The sequence below is a fragment of the Rubripirellula lacrimiformis genome (assembly GCF_007741535.1).
GTDB lineage: Bacteria > Planctomycetota > Planctomycetia > Pirellulales > Pirellulaceae > Rubripirellula > Rubripirellula lacrimiformis.
The window spans coordinates 3,146,056-3,166,384 of sequence record NZ_CP036525.1 but is presented as its reverse complement, the minus strand read 5'-3'; the positions used below and the strand labels follow the sequence as shown (position 1 = coordinate 3,166,384).

At 58.7% G+C, this 20,329-nt stretch carries 13 protein-coding genes; 6 read left to right on the top strand and 7 right to left on the bottom strand.

The genetic code is table 11. The features are described 5' to 3' along the window. Positions 1 to 93 precede the first annotated feature (93 nt). Positions 94 to 1,764 (bottom strand): M28 family peptidase, encoded by a 1,671-nt coding sequence (locus tag K227x_RS11215; protein ID WP_145169575.1) that lies wholly within the window; start codon positions 1,762 to 1,764, stop codon positions 94 to 96. Between the two features lie 236 nt (positions 1,765 to 2,000). Here K227x_RS11215 and K227x_RS11210 point away from each other — a divergent pair, with 236 nt between their 5' ends. From K227x_RS11210 to K227x_RS11195, 4 genes are all read left to right on the top strand, one after another. After that, positions 2,001 to 3,182, top strand: coding sequence for an aminoglycoside phosphotransferase family protein (locus K227x_RS11210; protein WP_145169574.1), 1,182 nt, complete (start codon positions 2,001 to 2,003; stop codon positions 3,180 to 3,182). A gap of 216 nt (positions 3,183 to 3,398) precedes the next feature. Beyond that, entirely contained in the window at positions 3,399 to 6,062 is a 2,664-nt protein-coding gene (locus tag K227x_RS11205) for a cytochrome c biogenesis protein CcdA (protein WP_145169573.1), read from the top strand. 5 nt (positions 6,063 to 6,067) lie between these two features. Further along, on the top strand, positions 6,068 to 7,471 hold the full coding sequence (locus K227x_RS11200) for a tRNA modification GTPase (protein WP_145169572.1): 1,404 nt from the start codon (positions 6,068 to 6,070) through the stop codon (positions 7,469 to 7,471). 3 nt (positions 7,472 to 7,474) lie between these two features. Continuing rightward, positions 7,475 to 7,972, top strand: a complete 498-nt coding sequence (locus K227x_RS11195) for a methylated-DNA--[protein]-cysteine S-methyltransferase (protein WP_145169571.1) — start codon at positions 7,475 to 7,477, stop codon at positions 7,970 to 7,972. Positions 7,973 to 8,033: 61 nt separating this feature from the next. On the opposite strand, the gene K227x_RS11190 is transcribed toward K227x_RS11195, so the two are convergent. From K227x_RS11190 to aroB, 3 genes are all read right to left on the bottom strand, one after another. Further along, positions 8,034 to 10,502, bottom strand: a complete 2,469-nt coding sequence (locus K227x_RS11190) for a YfhO family protein (RefSeq protein ID WP_145169570.1) — start codon at positions 10,500 to 10,502, stop codon at positions 8,034 to 8,036. Positions 10,503 to 10,542: 40 nt separating this feature from the next. Further along, positions 10,543 to 10,956 carry a PEGA domain-containing protein gene (locus K227x_RS11185; protein ID WP_246146739.1) on the bottom strand — a complete coding sequence of 138 codons (414 nt, stop codon included), beginning with the start codon at positions 10,954 to 10,956 and terminating at the stop codon, positions 10,543 to 10,545. 130 nt (positions 10,957 to 11,086) lie between these two features. Further along, positions 11,087 to 12,220, bottom strand: a complete 1,134-nt coding sequence (aroB, locus tag K227x_RS11180; RefSeq protein ID WP_145169568.1) for a 3-dehydroquinate synthase — start codon at positions 12,218 to 12,220, stop codon at positions 11,087 to 11,089. Positions 12,221 to 12,273: 53 nt separating this feature from the next. Between aroB and K227x_RS11175 the strand changes: the two genes are divergently transcribed. Further along, the gene (locus tag K227x_RS11175; protein ID WP_145169567.1) at positions 12,274 to 12,909 is read left to right on the top strand and encodes a hypothetical protein; all 636 of its coding nucleotides are present in this window, start codon (positions 12,274 to 12,276) and stop codon (positions 12,907 to 12,909) included. 440 nt (positions 12,910 to 13,349) lie between these two features. Then, positions 13,350 to 14,930, top strand: coding sequence for a prenyltransferase/squalene oxidase repeat-containing protein (locus tag K227x_RS11170; protein WP_145169566.1), 1,581 nt, complete (start codon positions 13,350 to 13,352; stop codon positions 14,928 to 14,930). Between the two features lie 331 nt (positions 14,931 to 15,261). On the opposite strand, the gene K227x_RS11165 is transcribed toward K227x_RS11170, so the two are convergent. The 3 genes from K227x_RS11165 to K227x_RS11155 all read right to left on the bottom strand — a co-directional run bounded on the left by K227x_RS11165 (position 15,262) and on the right by K227x_RS11155 (position 20,082). Continuing rightward, a complete protein-coding gene (locus K227x_RS11165; RefSeq protein ID WP_145169565.1) occupies positions 15,262 to 16,143 on the bottom strand; it encodes an ion transporter in 882 nt (293 codons plus the stop codon). Positions 16,144 to 16,177: 34 nt separating this feature from the next. Beyond that, a complete protein-coding gene (locus K227x_RS11160) occupies positions 16,178 to 17,827 on the bottom strand; it encodes a hypothetical protein (RefSeq protein WP_218933937.1) in 1,650 nt (549 codons plus the stop codon). Between the two features lie 341 nt (positions 17,828 to 18,168). Next, positions 18,169 to 20,082 carry a multiheme c-type cytochrome gene (locus K227x_RS11155; RefSeq protein WP_145169564.1) on the bottom strand — a complete coding sequence of 638 codons (1,914 nt, stop codon included), beginning with the start codon at positions 20,080 to 20,082 and terminating at the stop codon, positions 18,169 to 18,171. Between the last annotated feature and the right edge of the window lie 247 nt (positions 20,083 to 20,329).

The following is a 20,329-nucleotide window of genomic DNA, read 5'->3' as shown; positions in this document are numbered from 1 at the left end:
CATGGACCGATAGCCACGTGATGCAGGACGTGGCGTTGCGATTCCGAGCGGCCGTTTGTATCCGATGATCGTTAGACCAAACGCATGCTCGGCTTAGTCCTGGTTCGAAGCAGATTGGCGAATCGCTTCCTTTCGGGCGGCTTCGAATTCATCACCAGGATTCCAGAACGGCATTTCGGCATCGTTAGCGACGCGAATACCGACTTCGAATAGCAGGCGAGTGTCTTCGATGGTTCCCGACAGGTTCCAGTCGTCGCGATACTCGTCGCTGGGTTGGTGGTAGACCTTTTCTACCCAATCATCCAACTGAGCCTTGCCCCAACCGTCCGGCTTGCCGACGACGTTGATGCCCGAGTGCAGGTAGACGCCGGGGACACCGATTTTGGCCAAACTGAATTGATCGGATCGGTAATAGTATCCGCGATCGGGGAAGTGGTCCGGCGTGACCACTCGCCCTTGCGATGTCGCGACAGCTTCGACGTGAACGTCCAGCGACGACTTTCCCTTTCCGATGACGTTCACATCATGGGTACGCCCCAAGACATTGGTGCTGTCGATATTGATCACCGCCGCCAACTTGCCGGGGGGAATGGGTGGATCGGCGGCAAAGTACTTGGACCCCAGCAGCCCTTGTTCTTCGGCGGCAACCGCAGCGAACAATACCGATCGGGCTGGCCGCGGGTTCAGTTCGACACACGCTTTGGCGATCGCAAGCAGGGCTGCGGTCCCCGATGCGTTGTCGACCGCACCGTTGTAAATGTTGTCGCCGTTGATGTCACGTTCGGCCGACATTCCAAGGTGGTCATGGTGTGCCATAAAGATCACGTGTTCATCGGCCAGTTCGGGATCACTGCCAGGCAAGCGAGCCAAGATGTTGGCACTGTCTTGCGTGCGAACCTTCGCAGCCAAGTCGACCGACAACGTGACGCCCAACGGCACCGGCCGGAAATCTCGCGTCTCGGCAGCCGCCCGCAACGCATCCAGATCTTGACCACCGCAGGCAACGATTTTCCGCGCCGCGTCTTCGGTCGCCCAGGCCTTTAGCTCCATTCGCGGCCCACCGGCATCGCGCAGTTCGAATTCTTCGCCGGCCCACGATGTCTGGATCACCTGCCATGGATAGCCGGCGGATGGTGTCGTATGAATGATGATCGCACCGGCCGCACCTTGGCGAGCGGCGCTTTCGTACTTGTAGTCCCAACGTCCGTAATACAATCGGCGTCGCCCGGCAAACAATTCGGGGTCGTCCGATGGGTCGTTGTTCATCACGACCAAGATTTTGCCCGTCAGGTCGACGTCCTTGAAATCGTCCCAGTCATACTCGGGTGCTTGGATACCGTAGCCGATGAACACGAGTTCCGCGTCGGTGATCGAAGCCTTGGTTTTGGGGCTGCCGATCGTCGACATGAAATCGGTACCCGATTGCACCGTCACACTTTGGTCGCCCGACTTGAACTGGATTTCGGCAGGTGCCTCGGTTTTCACGCCCACCAACGGTACCGGTTGGAACCAGGTTCCATCGGCAGCGGCCGGCTGCAAGCCGAGAGCTTGAAACTGCGCTGAAAGGTACAATTGAGTGATCGCATCACCGCGTGACCCCGGCCCGCGGCCTTCCAACAGATCGTCGGCCAAAAACCGCACGTGCCCGCGAAACACCGCTTCGTTGATATTTTGGGCAGCCGTGTCAATGGACGGAGCCGAATCCTGAGCCGAGGCACAGACGCCCCACAACAGGGTTGCCACACAAGCGTATCGGAACATCATGTCACTTTCTGTTTCGCGTACGGGAACGTTCGATTTTGACTTCGTCGATAGTGTCCGTTTCCCATCGACCGGCGAAGCAAATCACCGGGGTGGGGGAGCAAGACTTGGGTCACGGCAGAGATGGAAACGCCGAAGTAGATTCCGAACGTTTCCCAGGTGCTCGATTGCCGATAGGCTAAACCGATTCATTTGTCGCCGATCGACCTGCGGCAAGCTTACACCACTTTTTGATCGCCATGGACTGCCAACTGCCCACCCCGATACGCACCGAGTGGCTGGCCACGCGGGCGATCGAACGGGTGACCCACATCGCCCCCGGATTCAGCGGCGCGTCGGTTTACCGGTGTCAATCGAGCGACGGTACCCAGTGGGCTCTGAAACATTGGCCCATCGAAAACTCGCCATCGCGAGTCGCCGAGGTCCATCAAGTGCAACAGGCGGCTCGCGATGGCGGCATCGAATCGGTCCCCAAGATCGAAGCGTCAATGACGGTCGCAGGCCGAATTTGGGAACTGTCGACCTGGATGACCGGGGATCCGGCCACCGGCAACGCAGCACCGGCGACCGTCCAAGCCGGGGCCGAACTGATCCGCCAGTTCCATCAGGCCGTTTCCGTCCTGGGTTCAATGGAACAGCCTGCACCGGCGATCCAGAACCGAATTCAGCGTCTGAACCAACTGCGTCACGAATTGCCCGCGGCATTGCGAGACGCTGGCGTCGCCATCACGGCGATGCCCGTACCGGTTGGCGAATCGATCGGGCGGGCCTGCAGGGAACTGGCCCAGCACTGGAATTCCGTTGCGGCTGAGATGGATGCTCAATTGACTGCATTTGCCCGTACCCCGGTGCCGACGCAGTTCGTCTTGCGAGACGTGCACCGCGAACACATTCTGTTCAGCAACCTCAACGCCAACGCCAACCCAGTCCCGGCCTTGTCGCCATCGCCACCCGGTCTCGTTTTGGCGTCGCAACTGGCCGCCGGGACACAGGTTCCCGTGCCCACGGGGTTGATCGATTTCGATGCCGTCCGCGTGGACACGCCTATCGCCGACCTGGCTCGCTGGGTGGGCAGCTTCCTGGCATCGCGAAACCGGACCGAAGAACGCGAACTTTGGCAAGCCGCTCTGGCGGATTGGGGCCGCAAAGACGTATTACAACAACGGATCGTTTGGGGCGACTCAGCGACGCAAGTTACCGATCATTCGCCGAACTGGCTTGGCATGGGATTGAATCCTCAAGATGCACTCCCATTGGCTCAGACGCTGCATTTTGCGACGACCTGGATCAGCCTGGCAAACTGGGTCATCTGGTGCGTGTCCCAAAAACGCGTGTTCTTGGCAGGGCCGGACCAGATCGCTGGCCGAATCGACGATTGGACGACACTTGCGGTGCGAGATCGCATGTTCCCCCAAACTTAAGAAGTGAAACTCCAAACACGTCATTCGGATGGCGGGGATCCTTTTTCGGATTCCCTGCCCAGGGTCACAGGAAGCAAACGGCGATCCACTGAACGGGTGAAACCACAACAATTTCGCTCCGCAGGCAATCGCAGCGGTGAACGCAAAACGGCTTCGTTGACTGCACGCTCCCGCGACAAGTAGAATTCATTGGCTCGACACACACCCACAAGAATCATGACTGATAGAAATAAATCGACCATCAAGGACTGGCTGGCCGCTTTCTTCGCCGTCTTTCTGTTCTCCGGCATCGTTGCATGCGGGGGCCAGGCAGCGGCCCAGAGTGATTTCGGCGTGGGTGGCGGGGCGCTTCCCGACTTTACGCTAGGCGGATTCGGTGCCAGCAACCCCAGCGCCGAACCGGTCGTCTGGAACGCCACCTATTTCGCTGACCCTTCGGGCGAAGGCGTGCTAGAGATCGAGGCCGAACTGGCCACGCACTGGCACATCTATTCGACGACTCAGAAAAAAGGTGGCCCGGTCCGAACCAAGTTCACCGTCAAACCACAATCGGGCGAAGCCACCGATGCCGTTCAAATCGTGGGCGACTTCCAACCCGACGTCCCACCGTCCAAGAGTGTGTCGTCGGTCTACAACGGATTGACCGTCGAAGAACACGAGGACATCGTTGTCTGGACCGCACCGATCAAGGTCCCGTTCGGGTTCGAGCAATCGATCACCATCGCAGTCGACGCGCTGGTCTGCGATTCAAGCGACGGACGTTGTTTGCCTGTCCGCGAACAATTGATCGTTGACTACGGCGGACCAGTCAGTGCCGCACAGCGAAAGACGACGGATTCAACCGTCGCTGCGGGTGCGGCTGACAAGGCTGCCGGATCGACCACCAATGCTGTCGCAGGATCTGCTGCCGAAGTGGCCATCGCGGATGCCGATTGGTTTCGTGACAATGAATATGTCGTTCGCTGGCATGCGACCGTTTCACCATCCCAAGTGGCAGCTGGCGAAACGGCAACGCTAACGTTCACCGCCAAGCCCGACAAAGGATTTCACGTCTATCGCTTTGCCACCGATGACGCCGAATCGTCCACCAACTTTGTGGTCACGAAGAAATCCGGATTGAAAATTGGTGCTCCGGCGACCAGCAAAGCCGTCATCAGCAAATCGATCGTGCCCAGCCTTCCGCCGGTTCATTACTATGCCGGTCAGGTTAGCTGGTCGCTTCCCATCCAAGTGCCGGCCGGAACCGCTGCCGGCCCCCAATCGATCGAAGGATTGATTGCCTACCAAGCGTGTACGGACAACAGTTGTCATCGCCCGGTGGCATTGCAGTTCGCAACACAGATCAACGTCGCGGAAACCACTGGCAGTGACACGACCGGCGACGTCACTTTGACGTCCGCCAAATCAGCGACGGCATTGGACGCCGCAGCCGAAACCAAATGGGTCGACAAACTATCTGCCACCGAATCACAACCTGACAAGAAAGCATCGATCGCTCCGTTGGGTTCCGTGTCATCCGGCAGCGGTCCCACCAGCGGATCCGGCGGCAATGGCGGCAGCGGGTCAGGCGGAAACGGCGGATCAACCGTCGCATCCCCGCAGGCCGCGACGGCGTTCCCGATCATTTTGGGCTTCGCATTCCTAGGCGGCGTGATCCTAAACGTGATGCCCTGCGTGTTGCCCGTGGTCGGATTGAAGATCATGGGCTTCGTATCCCAAGCCGGCGAAGATCGTCGCCGCGTGTTGATCCTGAACCTGGTCTACGCAGCTGGCATCCTGTTTGTCTTCGCTTTGTTGGCGATGTTGGCAGTGGTGTTCAAGTTCGGCTGGGGACAGCAATTCACTTACTTTCCAGTCAAACTAGGACTGACCCTTGGTCTGTTTGCTCTGGCACTTAGCTACCTGGGCGTTTGGGAAATTCCTGCACCAGGAATGGCGTCGACGAAAGCGTCGCAAGATCTACAAAGCCGCGAAGGACTGACCGGTGCGTTCTCCAAAGGCGTCTTTGCAACCGTCTTGGCGACCCCCTGCAGCGGTCCGATGCTCGGCTACATCCTGGGCCTGACTCTGGGGCTATCATCGATCCAAACCATCGCAATCTTCATGACCGTTGGCTTGGGCATGTCGCTGCCTTATCTGTTGATCGGCATGCAGCCCAAATTGATCGCATGGTTGCCCAAGCCGGGCAACTGGATGGAGACTTTCAAAGAGTTCATGGCGTTCCTGTTCCTGGGAACCGTCGCGTTCTTCTTTGCTCAGTTCCAAGATTACCAAAAGCTTCCCGTCTTCGTATCGCTGATCGGTGTCTGGTTCGGATGTTGGATTATCGGCCAAGTCCCCGGATGGTCGGAACTGCCCAAGCGTTTGGCTGCCTGGGTCACCGGCGTCGCCGCTGCCGCCCTGATCGGCTATGCGTCGTTCGTATATCTGGTGCCCGGTCCGAAGGTGTTGGCTTGGGAAGACTACAACGAAGCTCGGCTGGTCCAATTGCAATCCGAGGGCAAGACGGTCCTGCTGGATTTCTCGGCCAAGTGGTGCACCAACTGCATCTATAACTACGAGTTCGCGATCAATACCGAAGCGACTCGCAAACTGGTCGATGAACTGGACGCGGTTGCGATGTACGCCGACTACACCGACTTTGACGAAAGCATCCAGAAGAAACTGGAAGAACTGCAAAGCCGGTCGATTCCGTTGCTGGCGATCTATCCAGGTCGGTCGCCCGATCAACCGATCATCCTTCGCGATCTGTTGACTCAACAGAACGTCCTGGATGCTCTGGAACAGGCTGGGGGCAGTGTTGACCCAACGCCCGACGCATCGTCGCAGGTTGCAGAACTGCCCGCTGTATCGCCCGCCGAATCCAGTACCAGCCGTTAATCGGGGTGTGGGACTTTGACGAAACGATCGTTGCGATTGCCTCACCGACGTCTCCGGCGCCGCGAGGCATCGTACGTTTGTCGGGAACCAGCGTCCTAGAAATCCTGGACCGAATGGGGATTTCGCCGGCAAACCAAGTTCGACCGAGCCGCTATCCCGCGGCCGTCGACCTCGGCGTTCCTTTGGGCATGGTGGACGTGGACGTGATGGTCTGGCCAACCCCACGCAGTTACACCGGACAACCATCGGCGGAACTGCATACCTTTGGTTCGCTGCCGCTGCTGACGGGGTTAACCGAACTGGCGGCCCACGCCGGCGCCCGGGCGGCGCGTCCGGGCGAGTTCACGATGCGGGCCTTCCTGGCCGGCAGACTCGACCTGACACAGGCCGAAGCCGTCCTGGGAGTCATCGATGCCGAGGGCCGCGGGTCGTTGGACCACGCGCTTCGCCAACTTTCGGGGAACCTGTCCAAACCGCTGGAACAGATGCGGTCGACACTGTTGAATTTGATTGCCGACGTGGAAGCTGGCCTGGACTTCGTGGACGAAGACATCGAATTCGTCAGCGATGAAACGGTGGTCCAACGGTTGACCGAGATTTCTGAGACGCTGCGATTGACCGCCGAAGCGATGCGGCAGCGAGGCGGTACGACGTCTCGCGCCACCATCATTCTGCGAGGCGAACCGAACGCGGGGAAGAGCCGACTCTTGAACCGATTGTCCGAATCGGACACCGCTATCGTTGCCGATGTCGCTGGAACGACTCGTGACGTGGTCACGTTGGACACCACGCTTTGTGGGCATCCGGTTCGCTGGGTCGACACCGCAGGGATCGAAACCGGAAACGATGACATCAGCCGTGAATCCCAAGATCACGCTCGACGCGCGTCCGACGAAGCAGACGTGCGACTGTGGTGCATCGACAGCAGCCGCAGCGACTTTGACACGGCGCTCACTCAACTGCGTCATCAAGCCGGCACATCAGGCCGCACCGGAGTCATCGACCTGTTTGTTGCGACCAAGTGCGATATTTCCAGTCTTCCGACCGCCCCGGATTCGAAGCCAAAACAGGAACCAGCATCCGATTCATCGGACGCGCTGCTAACTTGTAGCGCGTTGTCTGATGACGGAATCGAAACGCTCGTCCAGACCGTGTTGCAGCGACTGCTTGACCGCGACAGCGAGGAACACGGATCCGTCGTCGGTACCGCAGCACGATGCGGTCAATCACTTGATCAAGCCCATACGTCCGTGCTTGCCGCAATCGAATTGACTCGTCACAGCCAGGGTCACGAGTTTGTGTCGGCAGAGATGCGAACCGCCGCCCAGTGCTTGGGCGAAGTCACCGGTGCGGTCTACACCGACGATATATTGGATCGAGTGTTCGGGCGTTTCTGCATCGGGAAATAAATCATGACGTTTCAAATCACGCAGCACGAAACACCGCTGGGATCGATGTGGTCGACCTGGACTCCGCAGGGTCTGTTTCGGTTGGATTGGACACAGCCCGCAAACGCCAACGCCCCAGCGGAAACCTACGCGTCGCACGACGAGGCACCATCTGCGGCACGTCAATTCAACGATCGACTGCAATCGTTTTATCGCGGCCAGCCAGAATCTTTTGACGACATCAAAATCGATTCGACAGGATGGACGGATTTCACGCACCTGGTGTACCGTCGTTGCCGCGAAATCCCGATCGGGACGACCGTCACCTACAAACAGTTAGCAGAGTTGGCAGAACGTCCAGGCGCCAGTCGCGCCGTCGGCGCCGCGATGTCGCGCAATCGCATCCTGTTGGTGATTCCCTGTCACCGAGTGATCGCAGCCGACGGATCCCTACGCGGATTCAGTGCCCCCGGTGGCCTGGAAACCAAACAGCGGCTTCTAGACCTGGAACAGAACGTCTAGCCGATAAGTTCGGTTCAGAAACGGCCCACCCGCCGAGCAACCGTCGTGGGACTCGCATCCGCTATCGACGCGCGTGTCGCCCAACAACGGATCGGCGACACACGAAGATTCCAATCGCGATCCAGCCGACTGCAGCCAACGGAATCGCCTGCGTCACCCACGCGGGAGCGTACTTGAATTGGATCGTCCAATCACCGGCGGGTAAGTTCACCTGCTGGACCAATCCTCGCATGGCGGTGACTTCCACCGCCTGCCACTCCGGTTCATCCGTCTGCAATTCCGGATCGCTAGACGACGCGACCGTCGCGGTTCTGCGGCGGGCCCGTGCGATCCAGGATCCATCTTGCAGCACGGGACGGACAACCGCCGCAGGTTCCGAGAGATTCACTTGGACCACGTTGGCATCGTCGCGAAGCATGACCTCGCCCCGGCGGGCGCTAAGACCAGAGTGTATTTTGGTCCGATGGATATCGACCAGGACGCGGTCGCCAATGATCGCCGCTTCGCGTGGGGACTGCGACTGAGTGCAATGGACGACTGCGTCGATTGCCATGGTTGAACGCGCCGCATCCCACCATTGATCGATCTGGGCCGCGTTCATCCCATCTGTCTCGACGTGAAATCGGTCCCAGAACGCGGCCATCGATTGACTTTCGATCGATACCATGTTGTTGAACATGCGATGGCCACCGGCCAGATGCCATCGTCCGAACCAAGCCGATCGCTGACTGGCTTCGACTTCGAATAACCGATCGGGACTGGATTCCTGTTGCCAGTGGTCGGGCCATCCGGTGCCGGACTTGGTACGCATCCAGCGATGCACGTCGTCAGGCACATTTTGCGACAGAGTTTCAACGATCGCGTCTTCCGCCGCGACGTCCACACGGTACGTCATCCCAGCGGCAACGCCCCATAGATCGGCAATCAGGATCGCCCCCATCGCGAATGCAAATCGGCGCTGCCCAAGGGCACCGCGTGATGCGCCAATCATCAGGGCGATGACCGCGGTCAATGCCAACGTGGAATGGATCAGCGATTGTCGAATTTCGACCAAACCACCTGCCACATCCAACGGTCCCCAAAACAAGTCGCTAGGCAGAGCGGCAGACTGGATCGACCGCAACCCATCGGCCGAATCGGTCCAGCGACCAAAGGCCCACCACAATCCCCACCCCAACAGAATCGCCGCGGCGGCGATCGCGATCACGGGAATCTGGCTGGCCATGGATTGCCGGTTGCGATGAACCCGCTGGCCCCACTGGGCCGCGATCACCGAACCGCCCAACGATGCAAAGACCAACCACTTCGTTGGATATCGGAACGAGTCGTATCCTGGCAAGAACTGATACAGCCACCAATATGGTCCGCCCACCGCGCTGTCGAACTGCGACATCGTGCCAGTCGACGCTTGGACCCACCACAGGATCCCGAAGTGGCCACAGGACAGAGCCAGCGAGACCATCAGGATCGCAAGCGGTGCATTGATCCCATCGGTTCGCCATCGACCGATGCGGTCGATGATGGCCAACAACACGAACAATCCCATGTAGATCGTTGGCGTCCAAACCCGGCCATCCCCCGGAATCCACTGACTAACCCGGCGATAGATTGGCAGCAGCGATCCGGACGGATTGGGCGTTACCAATTCGGTCAAATGCCAAGGCGGCAGCGAGAACTGGTACGCCTGATGTGTCTTTCCGCCGACCTCAGGCGGAGCCCAACGACTGACTTCCGCAGGCGGCAGGGCACGGTTGCTCTGTCGACTCCACGCCACCGACGCGGCGATCTGGGGCGCCGACAACATCGCCGCCAAGATCGGAGCCAGCAACCAAACACATCCATCCACTCGGTAGAGTTTCCAGCGATTGACATCGTCGCGAAAGCATCGGACCGCCATGACGGGGGTGGCAACCAAAACGGTGTGCAACGCGGTCTGCGGATCGCCAGCTAGGATCATCATGGCTAGCGCCAACGCGGTCACCACGACTCGCGTTATCGGTCGCAGGCGTCGTGACAATAACGTCGCAATGGCCAGTGGCATCCAAGCGGCCGAAACCAGATAGGGCGGGTTGGTGTACAGAAACCAAACGCTGCCGGACAACGGATAGGCGATCGATGCCAGGAATGCGAATCGCCGATTGACACCCATCGACCGGGCTGCAAATTGAGCCGTCGCCGATGCGATCATCAAGTGGATCGCGACGTACCAAGCCATCGCTGTCGATGCTGCAATCGGCAACGCGAACAGCAAATACCGCAGCGGATAGAAGACCGCGGTGGTGGTTTCGCCGATCAGCGGGATGCCGGTTTGGTCCAGCGGGTTCCAAAGCGGCAACCACTGCGTTTGGCAGCGCAGTGCAACGTATTCGTACAGCGGCGTGTAAAAGTGGCTGACGTCCCGGAACGCCAATCGGTCATGCCCCGACAGCACGGTTGCCAAAATCATGGCAATCACGATGGGAACCGCAAGCCATCGAATCCAACGATCCAAACTTCGTGCGGTCACGACGCTGGTTCGGTTGGCTGGCATGGGCGAAAAGTGCTTGCTAAGAGATCAACGCATCCTATCACTACGGTGGCGCCGTCACCACGCCGAGACGAGACTGAGTTCGCAGCGAATCGGCCCGCCCTACCACATCGTCGATCGGTTCCAGCGTCTTGGGCACCAATTCGATATCGATGATTCGTTCGTCGCGAAGTTCGCCAGGCCACAAGGTTTCGGCAACAAAGTCGATTCCAGGATACTGATACCAGGGTGGGTTGATACGACGGCGAATCGTTTCCGTGCGAAACCCATCTTTTTCAACGCGGAATTCGCGCGTTCCGTAGAAACCAAACGGGGTCGCCGCCGGCGTGGTCCCGATCACTTGGTTGTCGACCGAGACCGTGGCCCCAGGGGGACTGGTGCGGACCGTCATCCGTCGCCGCACACACCCGACGCACGAAAACGCCGAAAGTGCCACGATCATGATGGGCAAACGCACGGTGGTGAAACCAGACAAGGCAATCAACGGCGAATGGCCGTTCCCACGAATCAAAGCGAACTTGAGCGGAAAAACGAATTTGCTCTGACGTTTGGTATCAAGTCGCCGTCGACCGTGGGTAGACGACTTTTCAGCTTTTCAGTTTCACGATCGCTGCGCGAACAGCCGCCTCGTCCACGTCCCCGACCATTTCGACCGCCCCGATTTTGGTCGGCAGGATGAAACGCAGCTTTCCGTGAGCGACCTTTTTGTCACGCATCATCACCGGCAACATGGCATCCGGATCGGCGTCCGCCCAAGTCGTCGGCAAACAACAGGCCTGAATCAGCCGTGTTTGGCGGTCCAATAGCGACGGGTCGCACATCCCCAGGTCGACGGCCAAGCGGGCTGCCATCTGCATCCCGATCGCCACCGCTTCGCCATGCAAAAACTTTCCGTACCCGGCCGTCGCTTCGATCGCATGGGCAAAGGTATGCCCGTAATTCAAAATCGCACGGCGGCCGCTGGTTTCCCGTTCGTCTTCGCCCACCACGCTTGCCTTGGACTGACAACTTCGCGAAATCGCGTGACGCAGCGCTGCGGGCTTTCGCGCCACCAATGCGGTTGCCTGATCTTCCAGTTCGGCAAAAAATTCGGCGTCGTCGATCACCCCGTACTTGATCACCTCGGCCAAACCACTGAGGTAGCTCCGCTGGGACAGCGTTGACAGGACGTCGGTATCGATCAGCACCAGCGATGGCTGCCAAAACGCACCGACCATGTTCTTGGCACCCGGCAAATTGATGCCCGTTTTGCCACCCACACTGCTGTCAACCATTGCCAACAGCGTTGTGGGGACCTGGACAAAGCGAATTCCACGGGCGAACGACGCAGCGATGAACCCGGCCAAATCGCCGATCACACCGCCCCCGACCGCCACGATCACGCTGCGGCGGTCGCCGCCTTTCTGCAAAACCCATTGCAACAGCCGATCCATTTCAGCGATCGATTTACTCGGTTCCCCCGATGCGACGGTCGTGCGACTGACGCGAATGGGCGACGCTTCTTCGCCACTTGCAGCCAAAGCCGCCGAAACCGATTCGGCCCACGGCTGGTCGACTGCTTCGTCAGCGATCACCAATACATGCGACACATCGCCCAGTGCGCTGCGAATCGATGCGGCAAACCCATCGCTGGCACCACTGGAAATCTGGATCGAATAGCTTCGGCCGCCTAGCGGCACGTTGACGCTGCTGACCTCAAACCCTTGCGACGGCGTTACCATGCGTGTATCCCAACCTTCGGTGAATGTCCTCGAAACTCCAGACAACTTAACTCATGACCGACCGATCCATCGAGACCCAAGGCAATCCCAACGAGGACGGGGCGGTTGACCAGTCCCCGGTCGATCCGCACGCCGATAAATACAACGATCCCCGTGCGGTCATCACCGGCCGCGGGATCGCGATCGGTGTGCTGGTGGCAATTTTGGCGGTCTTGGGCACATGGGCCAGCATCCGAGCCCGCAAGACAAAGCTGGAAGAGACGACCCGGTTTTGGGGCCAGGACGTGATCACGGCGCTGCAAATCGGGGAACGCATGGAATTGATCTCGCGTGGCAATAGCGACTTCGAAACGGTCGATTTGACGGCGACGCCGGGGCTGGGCCATTTGCGACGGGCACTGTTGGACGAACGCCATTTCGATTGGACGACGGAAACCGCCGGTTCGGTTGCCGATATGTGCCCGGCCGAAGACGACCCAAAATCTCCTTGCATCCAGTTGCGACTGACGGACCCGACGGGCCACCGATTCGAGCCCGTCGAAATCGACATCGCACTCGACGGGGGGTGGGTAGGCCCCAGCGACGGATCGAAACGTGTGCAAGCCACCGATTGGGTCCAGCCAAAACTTAGAAACTACTTTGCCACGATCATGTCGGTTCAACAAAAACGCTTTGACTTACGCGATTGATCGTCGGCCAAACTGCGGCCCCCCCGTTGCATCAATAATTAACCCGCTTGGGGCTGTGTTCCACTGGGGGGCGTGTCTTCGTTTTCGGGACTACGTCGTCGTCCAATCGCGGCGCGACGTTCGCTTTCTTTGCAGCGTTGATCATCCGATCGGATGCGTTGCCCGGACCAGCGACACCCCTTGGGCGGTCGCTTCCCGAGCGATGCTTTGTCGAAAACGCAGCCGTCCGGCAACTTTATGCGGGTATATCTCGCCGGTTGTTCCGTTTAGGAGGATGACTCTGCCGTTGTGGTTGCAGTTTCATCGATCCAATGTCTAGATCGGCAGCCGAAGACAGGGTCAGCAGCGACTATAATGAGACCCTAGGCCCTGCACACCGATTGGATCGGCAGCGGCTACTTGTCTTTTCAATCTCGGATTGCCGCGAGTCCAATTTTTCTATGGCAACAGACTTGAATCCCGACTCGATTCCCACCGCACAACCGATCGCGGATGTTCCTTTGGCGGGCGTCGAGTACGAACAGGCGATGGAGGAGGAATACGAATTGCCGGAGCGGCGATTCGGATTTCTTCGTGCGGCACCGGCATGGCTGGTCAGCATGATGTTGCACGTCTTGATCCTGCTGGTGTTGGGATTGGTGACGATCGCCGACCCGATCAAAATCGTCAACGTTTTGACCGCCAGCGCAACCTCGGAAGAGGGGCCCGAGATCGAAGAGTTCACGATCGAAGACATCGATCCCGGCGAAGTTGCCGAGATGCAAGAGATGACCGATCCGATCGCTGAACTGACCGAACCGATGGAGATGACCGAGCCGATCGAAGTGGCTCCCGTTGCGATGTCGGCAGTCGTCATGGACATGGCCGACTTTGCCGCCGAAATGGCGCCTTCGATGACCAGTCTTCAATCGCTCGCGTCGATGACCAGCCAACCACTGGGTAGTCGTTCGGAAGACATGCGAAAGAAACTGCTTCGGGACTACGGCGGCAGCGAGTCCAGCGAGGCCGCGGTCACCGAAGCACTGAAATGGTTTTCACGACATCAAATGCCAAACGGCGGTTGGACCTTTGCGCACAACCTAGTCTGCAACGGCGCCTGCGGTAATCCGGGCGACGCCCCGCGTGCTCGAGCAGTTTCGGGCGCCACTGCGATGGCGCTCCTGCCTTTCATGGGTGCCGGACAAACACACATCCAAGGCGACTTCAAAGAAGTGGTCGGCGCCGGGCTGCGTTTCTTGGTGCAGTCCGGAAAACCTGGCAACGCGGGTGGTCTGCCTGTGCTGGACCTTCGCAGCGGTGGCGACATGTACTCGCATGGACTCGCCGCGATCGCACTGTGCGAAGCCTATGCGATGACCGAAGATCCACAATTGTTCGGTCCGGCCCAAGGTGCGATCAATTTCATCGTCGCGGCCCAGTGCCGTGATGGCGGCTGGCGCTATCGTCCACAGGAAGCCCGCGGTGGTGATACATCCGTGGTCGGCTGGCAAGTCATGGCGCTGAAAAGCGGTTACATGGGGCACCTTTCGATTCCACCGGCCACGATACAAGGGTCCGTGATGTTCCTGGACCGGGTCCAGTCGAACAATGGTTCGATGTACGGATACGACAAACCGTCAACCAAAATTCGTTCAGGCACCACAGCGATCGGCCTGCTGTGTCGGATGTACACCGGATGGGACAAAACGCATCCGGGGATTACCGAAGGCGTCCAAAACCTGTTGAAATTTGGCGTCAAGAAAGACGACCTCTATTTCAACTACTACGCCGCCCAAGTGTTGCGTCACTATGGTGGTCCCGAATGGGACAAGTACAACGTCGAACTGCGTGATTGGTTGGTCAGCAGCCAGGCCCAAAATTCAGGTGCCAAGGGCAGCTGGTACATCAAGAGCAAAGTTCACGGCATGGAAGAGGGCGGTCGTCTAATGCAAACCGCGTTCGCCACGATGATCTTAGAAGTCTACTATCGCCACATGCCGCTGTACGCCGACGCCGCCGCCGAAGACGATTTTCCGCTGTAAGTTGGCGACGCAGAAAACAGAGTACGGGACATATCTGTCTTGGTTGACGAGGCAACGAGTCCGCCCTGGCAACGGCCGAACCTGCATCGTCGGGCGACTCGCCAGAATTCCTGACCGTCAGCTTGGCGGGCCGAAGGGAGCTCTGCTGAATCCCAATACCGCAGTCCCGACAAGGATGGATCATCCGCTGCGTTCGTAGTACCGCCTTCAGCCGGAATCCACTGCACAACCATCAACGATTCCGCATGAATGCGGTACTACAAACGGCGCTCGATGTGCCTTTTCCCAACGGTACCTTGATCGGAAACATTGGCGACCTGCTATCCACTGACTAGCGAACCAGCCGATCCCCGCACCGATAACAATAGGTTGCATCGGCGCGATGCCCACTGACGTTACAGTGCGGGCAAGGATGCGCATCGGGCGTCTGCGTTTTCTGAATGATCTCGGCACTGACGAATGTGGATGGAACGATGATCAGGCTGTATCCCAGCAATATCAGTGCTGCCGAGATAAATTTCCCCAATGTGGTCTTGGGCACAATATCGCCATAACCAACCGTGGTCATCGTCACGATTGCCCAATACATCGCTTGCGGGATCGACGTGAACTGGCCGCCCGCATCCATGTCGCTGACATGTTCGATGTGATACATCAACGTACCGCTGATCGTGACCGCCACCAGCACGACGGCTAGGAACACGATGATCTTGTTCCGCGACCGCCACACCGCCGATGCCAATTCGTCGGCATCGTCCATCATCCGCCACAGCTTCAGAACTCGAAAGACTCGCAGCAACCGAATCGCTCGCAGCGTCACAAACGAAGCGGACGATCCACCGATAAAGGGCGTGATGAAGCTTGGCAAAAAACTAAGCAAGTCGATGATGCCCCAAAAACTGAGGGCATATTTCATCGGCTTGCGGACCGTCATTAGCCGCATCACATACTCGACCGCGAACAGCCCAGCCAGAATCTGTTCACACCGGATGAACAGATTCCTCCAATCTTCGTACTCGGGCACCGTCTCGACCGCGACCAGAAAGATGCTGGCCAGGATGGCGATCAATAGACCGATGTCAAACCAGCGACCGGCTGGCGAATCGGCCTCGAAAATGATGTCGTGCAGCTCCTGCCGCCAACCAGCATCGGCGGGTCGCTGCAGATCGCGACGCTGCCGCGCCCGAGTCGGTTTGAATGGTAAATCGGACATGATCAGTTCGTCGAAACTTCGCGGAATGGCAAGATTAGAACTTCCAACGATACTCCATCCGCGTTCCGTAAACGTCGTCTAAACCGCGTCGCCACCCATACATTGCATCAAAACGCAGCAACGTGCGATTCGAAACGGGAAACTGGTAACGCGTTCCGGTCGCAAATTGGTCATCGGGAACATTGGCATTCTTGTTCCCGTGTGGCGTGATGTAGCTGACTTCTAACAGCAATTGACGATCCAGATCGTCGCCGATCAAGTCCACACCCAAACTGCCGCCTGCGGTATCGCTGGCGGTTGGATCCAGGGTGGCAAAGCCATTCAAACCGTCGGTGTCAAAGTTGATACCGGTGTTTCGTAGGATGCCGCCGGACGCACCGGCCCTGGCGACCGATTGCGGTCGATCCCAGCCAACAAACAGGTTGGCGTAGGGAACCACCGTCAATGGCGTCGACGTAATCCAACTGTTTTCGACCAACAATAACGCACCATCAGCGGTGCGATCTCGCTGGTTCAAATCCTGCCCCGTGTTCACGATCACTCGGACACTGTTGCTGATTCGATCCAAGTAACGCCGCGTGAAGCTGGCGGTCATGTTGTGGTAGCTGCGGGCGTCGTTGTTCCGGTCGCGAACATAGGCATAGCCGGTTTCGATGTACCCGCCGTAGGCATCGATGAACCACGCCGTGCCGAAAGCTTGAGCCGCATGTTCGTCCGCACCGAATGCGGTGCTATTCAACTGATCAAAGACGGCAAAGAAGGTTGCGTCAGCGTTGGACCAATTCAACAACCGGCTATGCCAGGCGGGGATTGCAAACGCAGCACCCGTCACGGCGTCTTCCATCCAGATGCCATTTTGAAACAGCAACGGCACCAACCCCATCGTGACCGGCAGTTCGAACGGAGACGATTCGCCCACCGCACCGCCAAGCATCGCACCCACATCGCCTTCGAAGTATCCGGTTACGGGCGTGAAGTCGATTTCGTCTTGAAAACGAAAATCGCCAGCGACTCGCTCCCATCGCGTAAACGCTCCACCGCTATCCAAGGGTCCGACGAAAGCATGGAACCGTTCGGTATCGGTTAGCTGCAAATCCAAGTCCAGATTCAACCGATTGGCCAAGTTGTCCGTCCGCCCGCCCGCATTCCGACCGGCCGCAACGCCCGTGCGAAAGTCTCCGTACATGTAGAACTTGGGATGAGCCAAATTGGTATGGCCGAACCAATCTCGACCGCGCGGGGTGATCCCGTCGCCATAGAAGATCCGTCCCCATTCGATCCACGGATGCTGGGTCGGAACATCGTGTTTGCCATCGTAGATCCATTGTTCTCCGCCGGAATCGCAAGTCATCGACGCGGACGGAATCGGCGTGGCAGAGAAGTCGTTGTAGTACGGCGTTTCCAGTTGACGACCAATCGGCAGCGATAGGTCGCTGCTGCTGAGGACCGCATCCGACTTGTCGGCCGCGGGCAAAGATCCCGCAGCATCCAACATCGCCGACGATAGGGTGGCTTCGACCGATCGACGAAATTCGATGGGGTCAAATGACGTTGCCGATAATTCCGGTTCCGCCGTCGCGGCCGGCATCGTCAGTGATGCTGTCGCTGGTTGGACCAGCAACGTGATCCCCGAAGGTCCCACTTGCACCGATTTTTGGACAGCCGGTCCGGACGGTAAGGGCATCCGGATCGGTCGCCCTGCATTTTCGATCGATGAAACAGCAGACGGTTTCGTTAGGTCGGCGGCATCCGACGACGGGAGCGTGATCGACCGTGCAACCGCGGGCAATCGGGTCGGCCTGGGCACGTCGGCGCCGCCGGCTGGCGCCCCTGGCAGTCCAAAGACCGATGCGATCGCTAGCCCACTGATCCAGCAGCGAAGTATGGCACGCCGAATTCGGCGAGTCCTACGTCGTGGTTCCGCCGCAGCCAATCGATGCATCGGCACAGACGCCCTGTGAACAAGCACAGGCGTGCGGGGAAGTGGATCGTTAGATGTGATCGAAGGTTTCACAAGTGTCGCAACTATCGAACGATAAAAGTGTGACTGCTTTGGCAAAGATCAAGCATGTTCTCGTTCATCCGTCGAATCATCTCGGGTGTCGAATTGATTTGACGCATGAAATACATCGGCTCGGTACGGTTACGCATCCGAACGCTTAAACGGTAGGTGCCGGGTCTCCGCAAAGCCGATGCGGGGATGTGATACTTGGCAGTCCGATGATCCAGCGGAGCAATCGAGTGCGCTTCCATCCGAATCAATGGCGGGTGGTTCAGGACGCTGACGGGCACCGCACCAGGACGCAAGAACACCAACTGGTCAATGCTAAAGTTCAACGGCAGTGCGGCTTCACGATCGGTGCCACGCACGTTGTTGATCAGGAATTTGGTTTGCAGATTGAACAAGTCTTTGTCGCGTGGAATCCGATGCTTGGCCACCTCGACCGAGTTCATGTCGGCCAAGTCAGCGTTGCGATCCAAGTAGCCACTTTCCCAAACTCGTCGGCCATCCGGATCGATCAACACAGCGTTCAGCCATAGTTGCGGCTGCGCGCCCAATGATCCGGTCGGCAGGTTGTGCCCTTCACTGACATTGCTGACCCGATAGCTGACCGTCATGCCGCGATTGGCCCGCGGTTGGTCATGGAATTTCGGCCCGTCAACCTTCAAGGCGGATTCCATCGTCATCACCGCGGCGCCGCGTTTCTCTTGTGCTTTGGACAAGTTAGCATCGACAATTTTCCGGCCATCGCGGCGGTCGTCGCTGGTGTCCCATGGTGCCGGAAAGTGATGGTGTGCAGCCACCGAACGCTCGAAGTCGTCGGTTCCCCATCCGGCCCGATAGTCAAAGGCCAGCCAGTCGCGTGGACTGAATTTTTTGTTGTCCGGATGGTGCGGAAAGATTCCTGGGTGGGCGATCGAATAACCGGGCCCCCACATCATATGGTTCGACAGCTTTTTCACTTCCCCGAATGGCTTGCCGCTGATCTCCGCGACATGGCCATAGTCGTACCCGACCGGTTTGCCGGGCACGGCGCCCATGTGGCATTGTTGGCACGTGATGCCCTTAGCCGCTGCAGGTCCATGACGGTACTGAGCATGCACGACCTCCAGCCAAATCCCGGGATGCACCGCCACCTGATGGCAGGACACACAGACGTCGCTGTTGGTCAACGGTTCAAAGAAGTAGCTGGACGCGTGGATGTCTTGTCCGGGGCCGGTTTGCCCCGAATGGTATTTCAGTTTCAATTTGTCCGATTGCTGGATCGCCGATGCCACACCGTCACCGTTGGTCGTACCACCGACCGGGGCGTGAATGTCACCGGGTTCGATTCGCCGATCACCGTTGCTGCGACCATAATGTTCGCGCACGCGATGGCAGGCGATACAGGTGACGCCTTCGCGGACCACCTGCGGTGCGTCCAACAAGCTTGCCGCTCGCGACACCTTCAACTGTGTGCCGACGGGCAAGTGACAGCGGACACAGAACGATCCCACGGTACCCTGGGTGTATTCCGTCATCGCTTGTTCGAAACGTTGGAACATCGGCGAAACGGCGGCGTAGGCATGACCGCTGGCGCGCCATTGTTCGTATTGCCCGGGGTGACACTTGCGACAAGATTCGGCCGATGGATAGCGGTCTTCGGCCCATAGCGCTTCGTGTGGATCTTCCTTCGCGGCGTCAGGCTTTTCGGATTTAGCATCCGGTCCTAGCCCGCGAAGCGGATCATCACCGCCCTGCATGCCGTCCCCACTGCCCAGCAGATCGTCTCCGCCCAGCAAGTCGTCTCCGCCGCCAAGCAAGTCATCGCCGCCCAGCAAGTCATCGCTGCCCAGCAGATCGTCCGACGGGGATGCCAACAAGTCATCCTGTGCCTGCGCGCACCAGACCGGCAGGCATGTCATCGCGAGGACCAGGATCGTTGCCAGTCGTGCCATCGTTCTCGGTCGTGCGGATCGTGGAACCGGTTCGAAAACGAAAGCACGCCTATCGGCGCGCCTCCGCTACGTCCTTTTATCCATCGACACCCCACCACCCAATCAACGCACTCAACAGGATTTCTCGTCAGACCCTCCGCAATCGTTAAACCTTCCCACCCAGACACCAGCTAGAAGTCCGAGCATCCCAGCCACGAAGTGGCGAAAGCCTCCTGCCGGCGGCCTTGGCCGACCGGAGGCTGCGGTC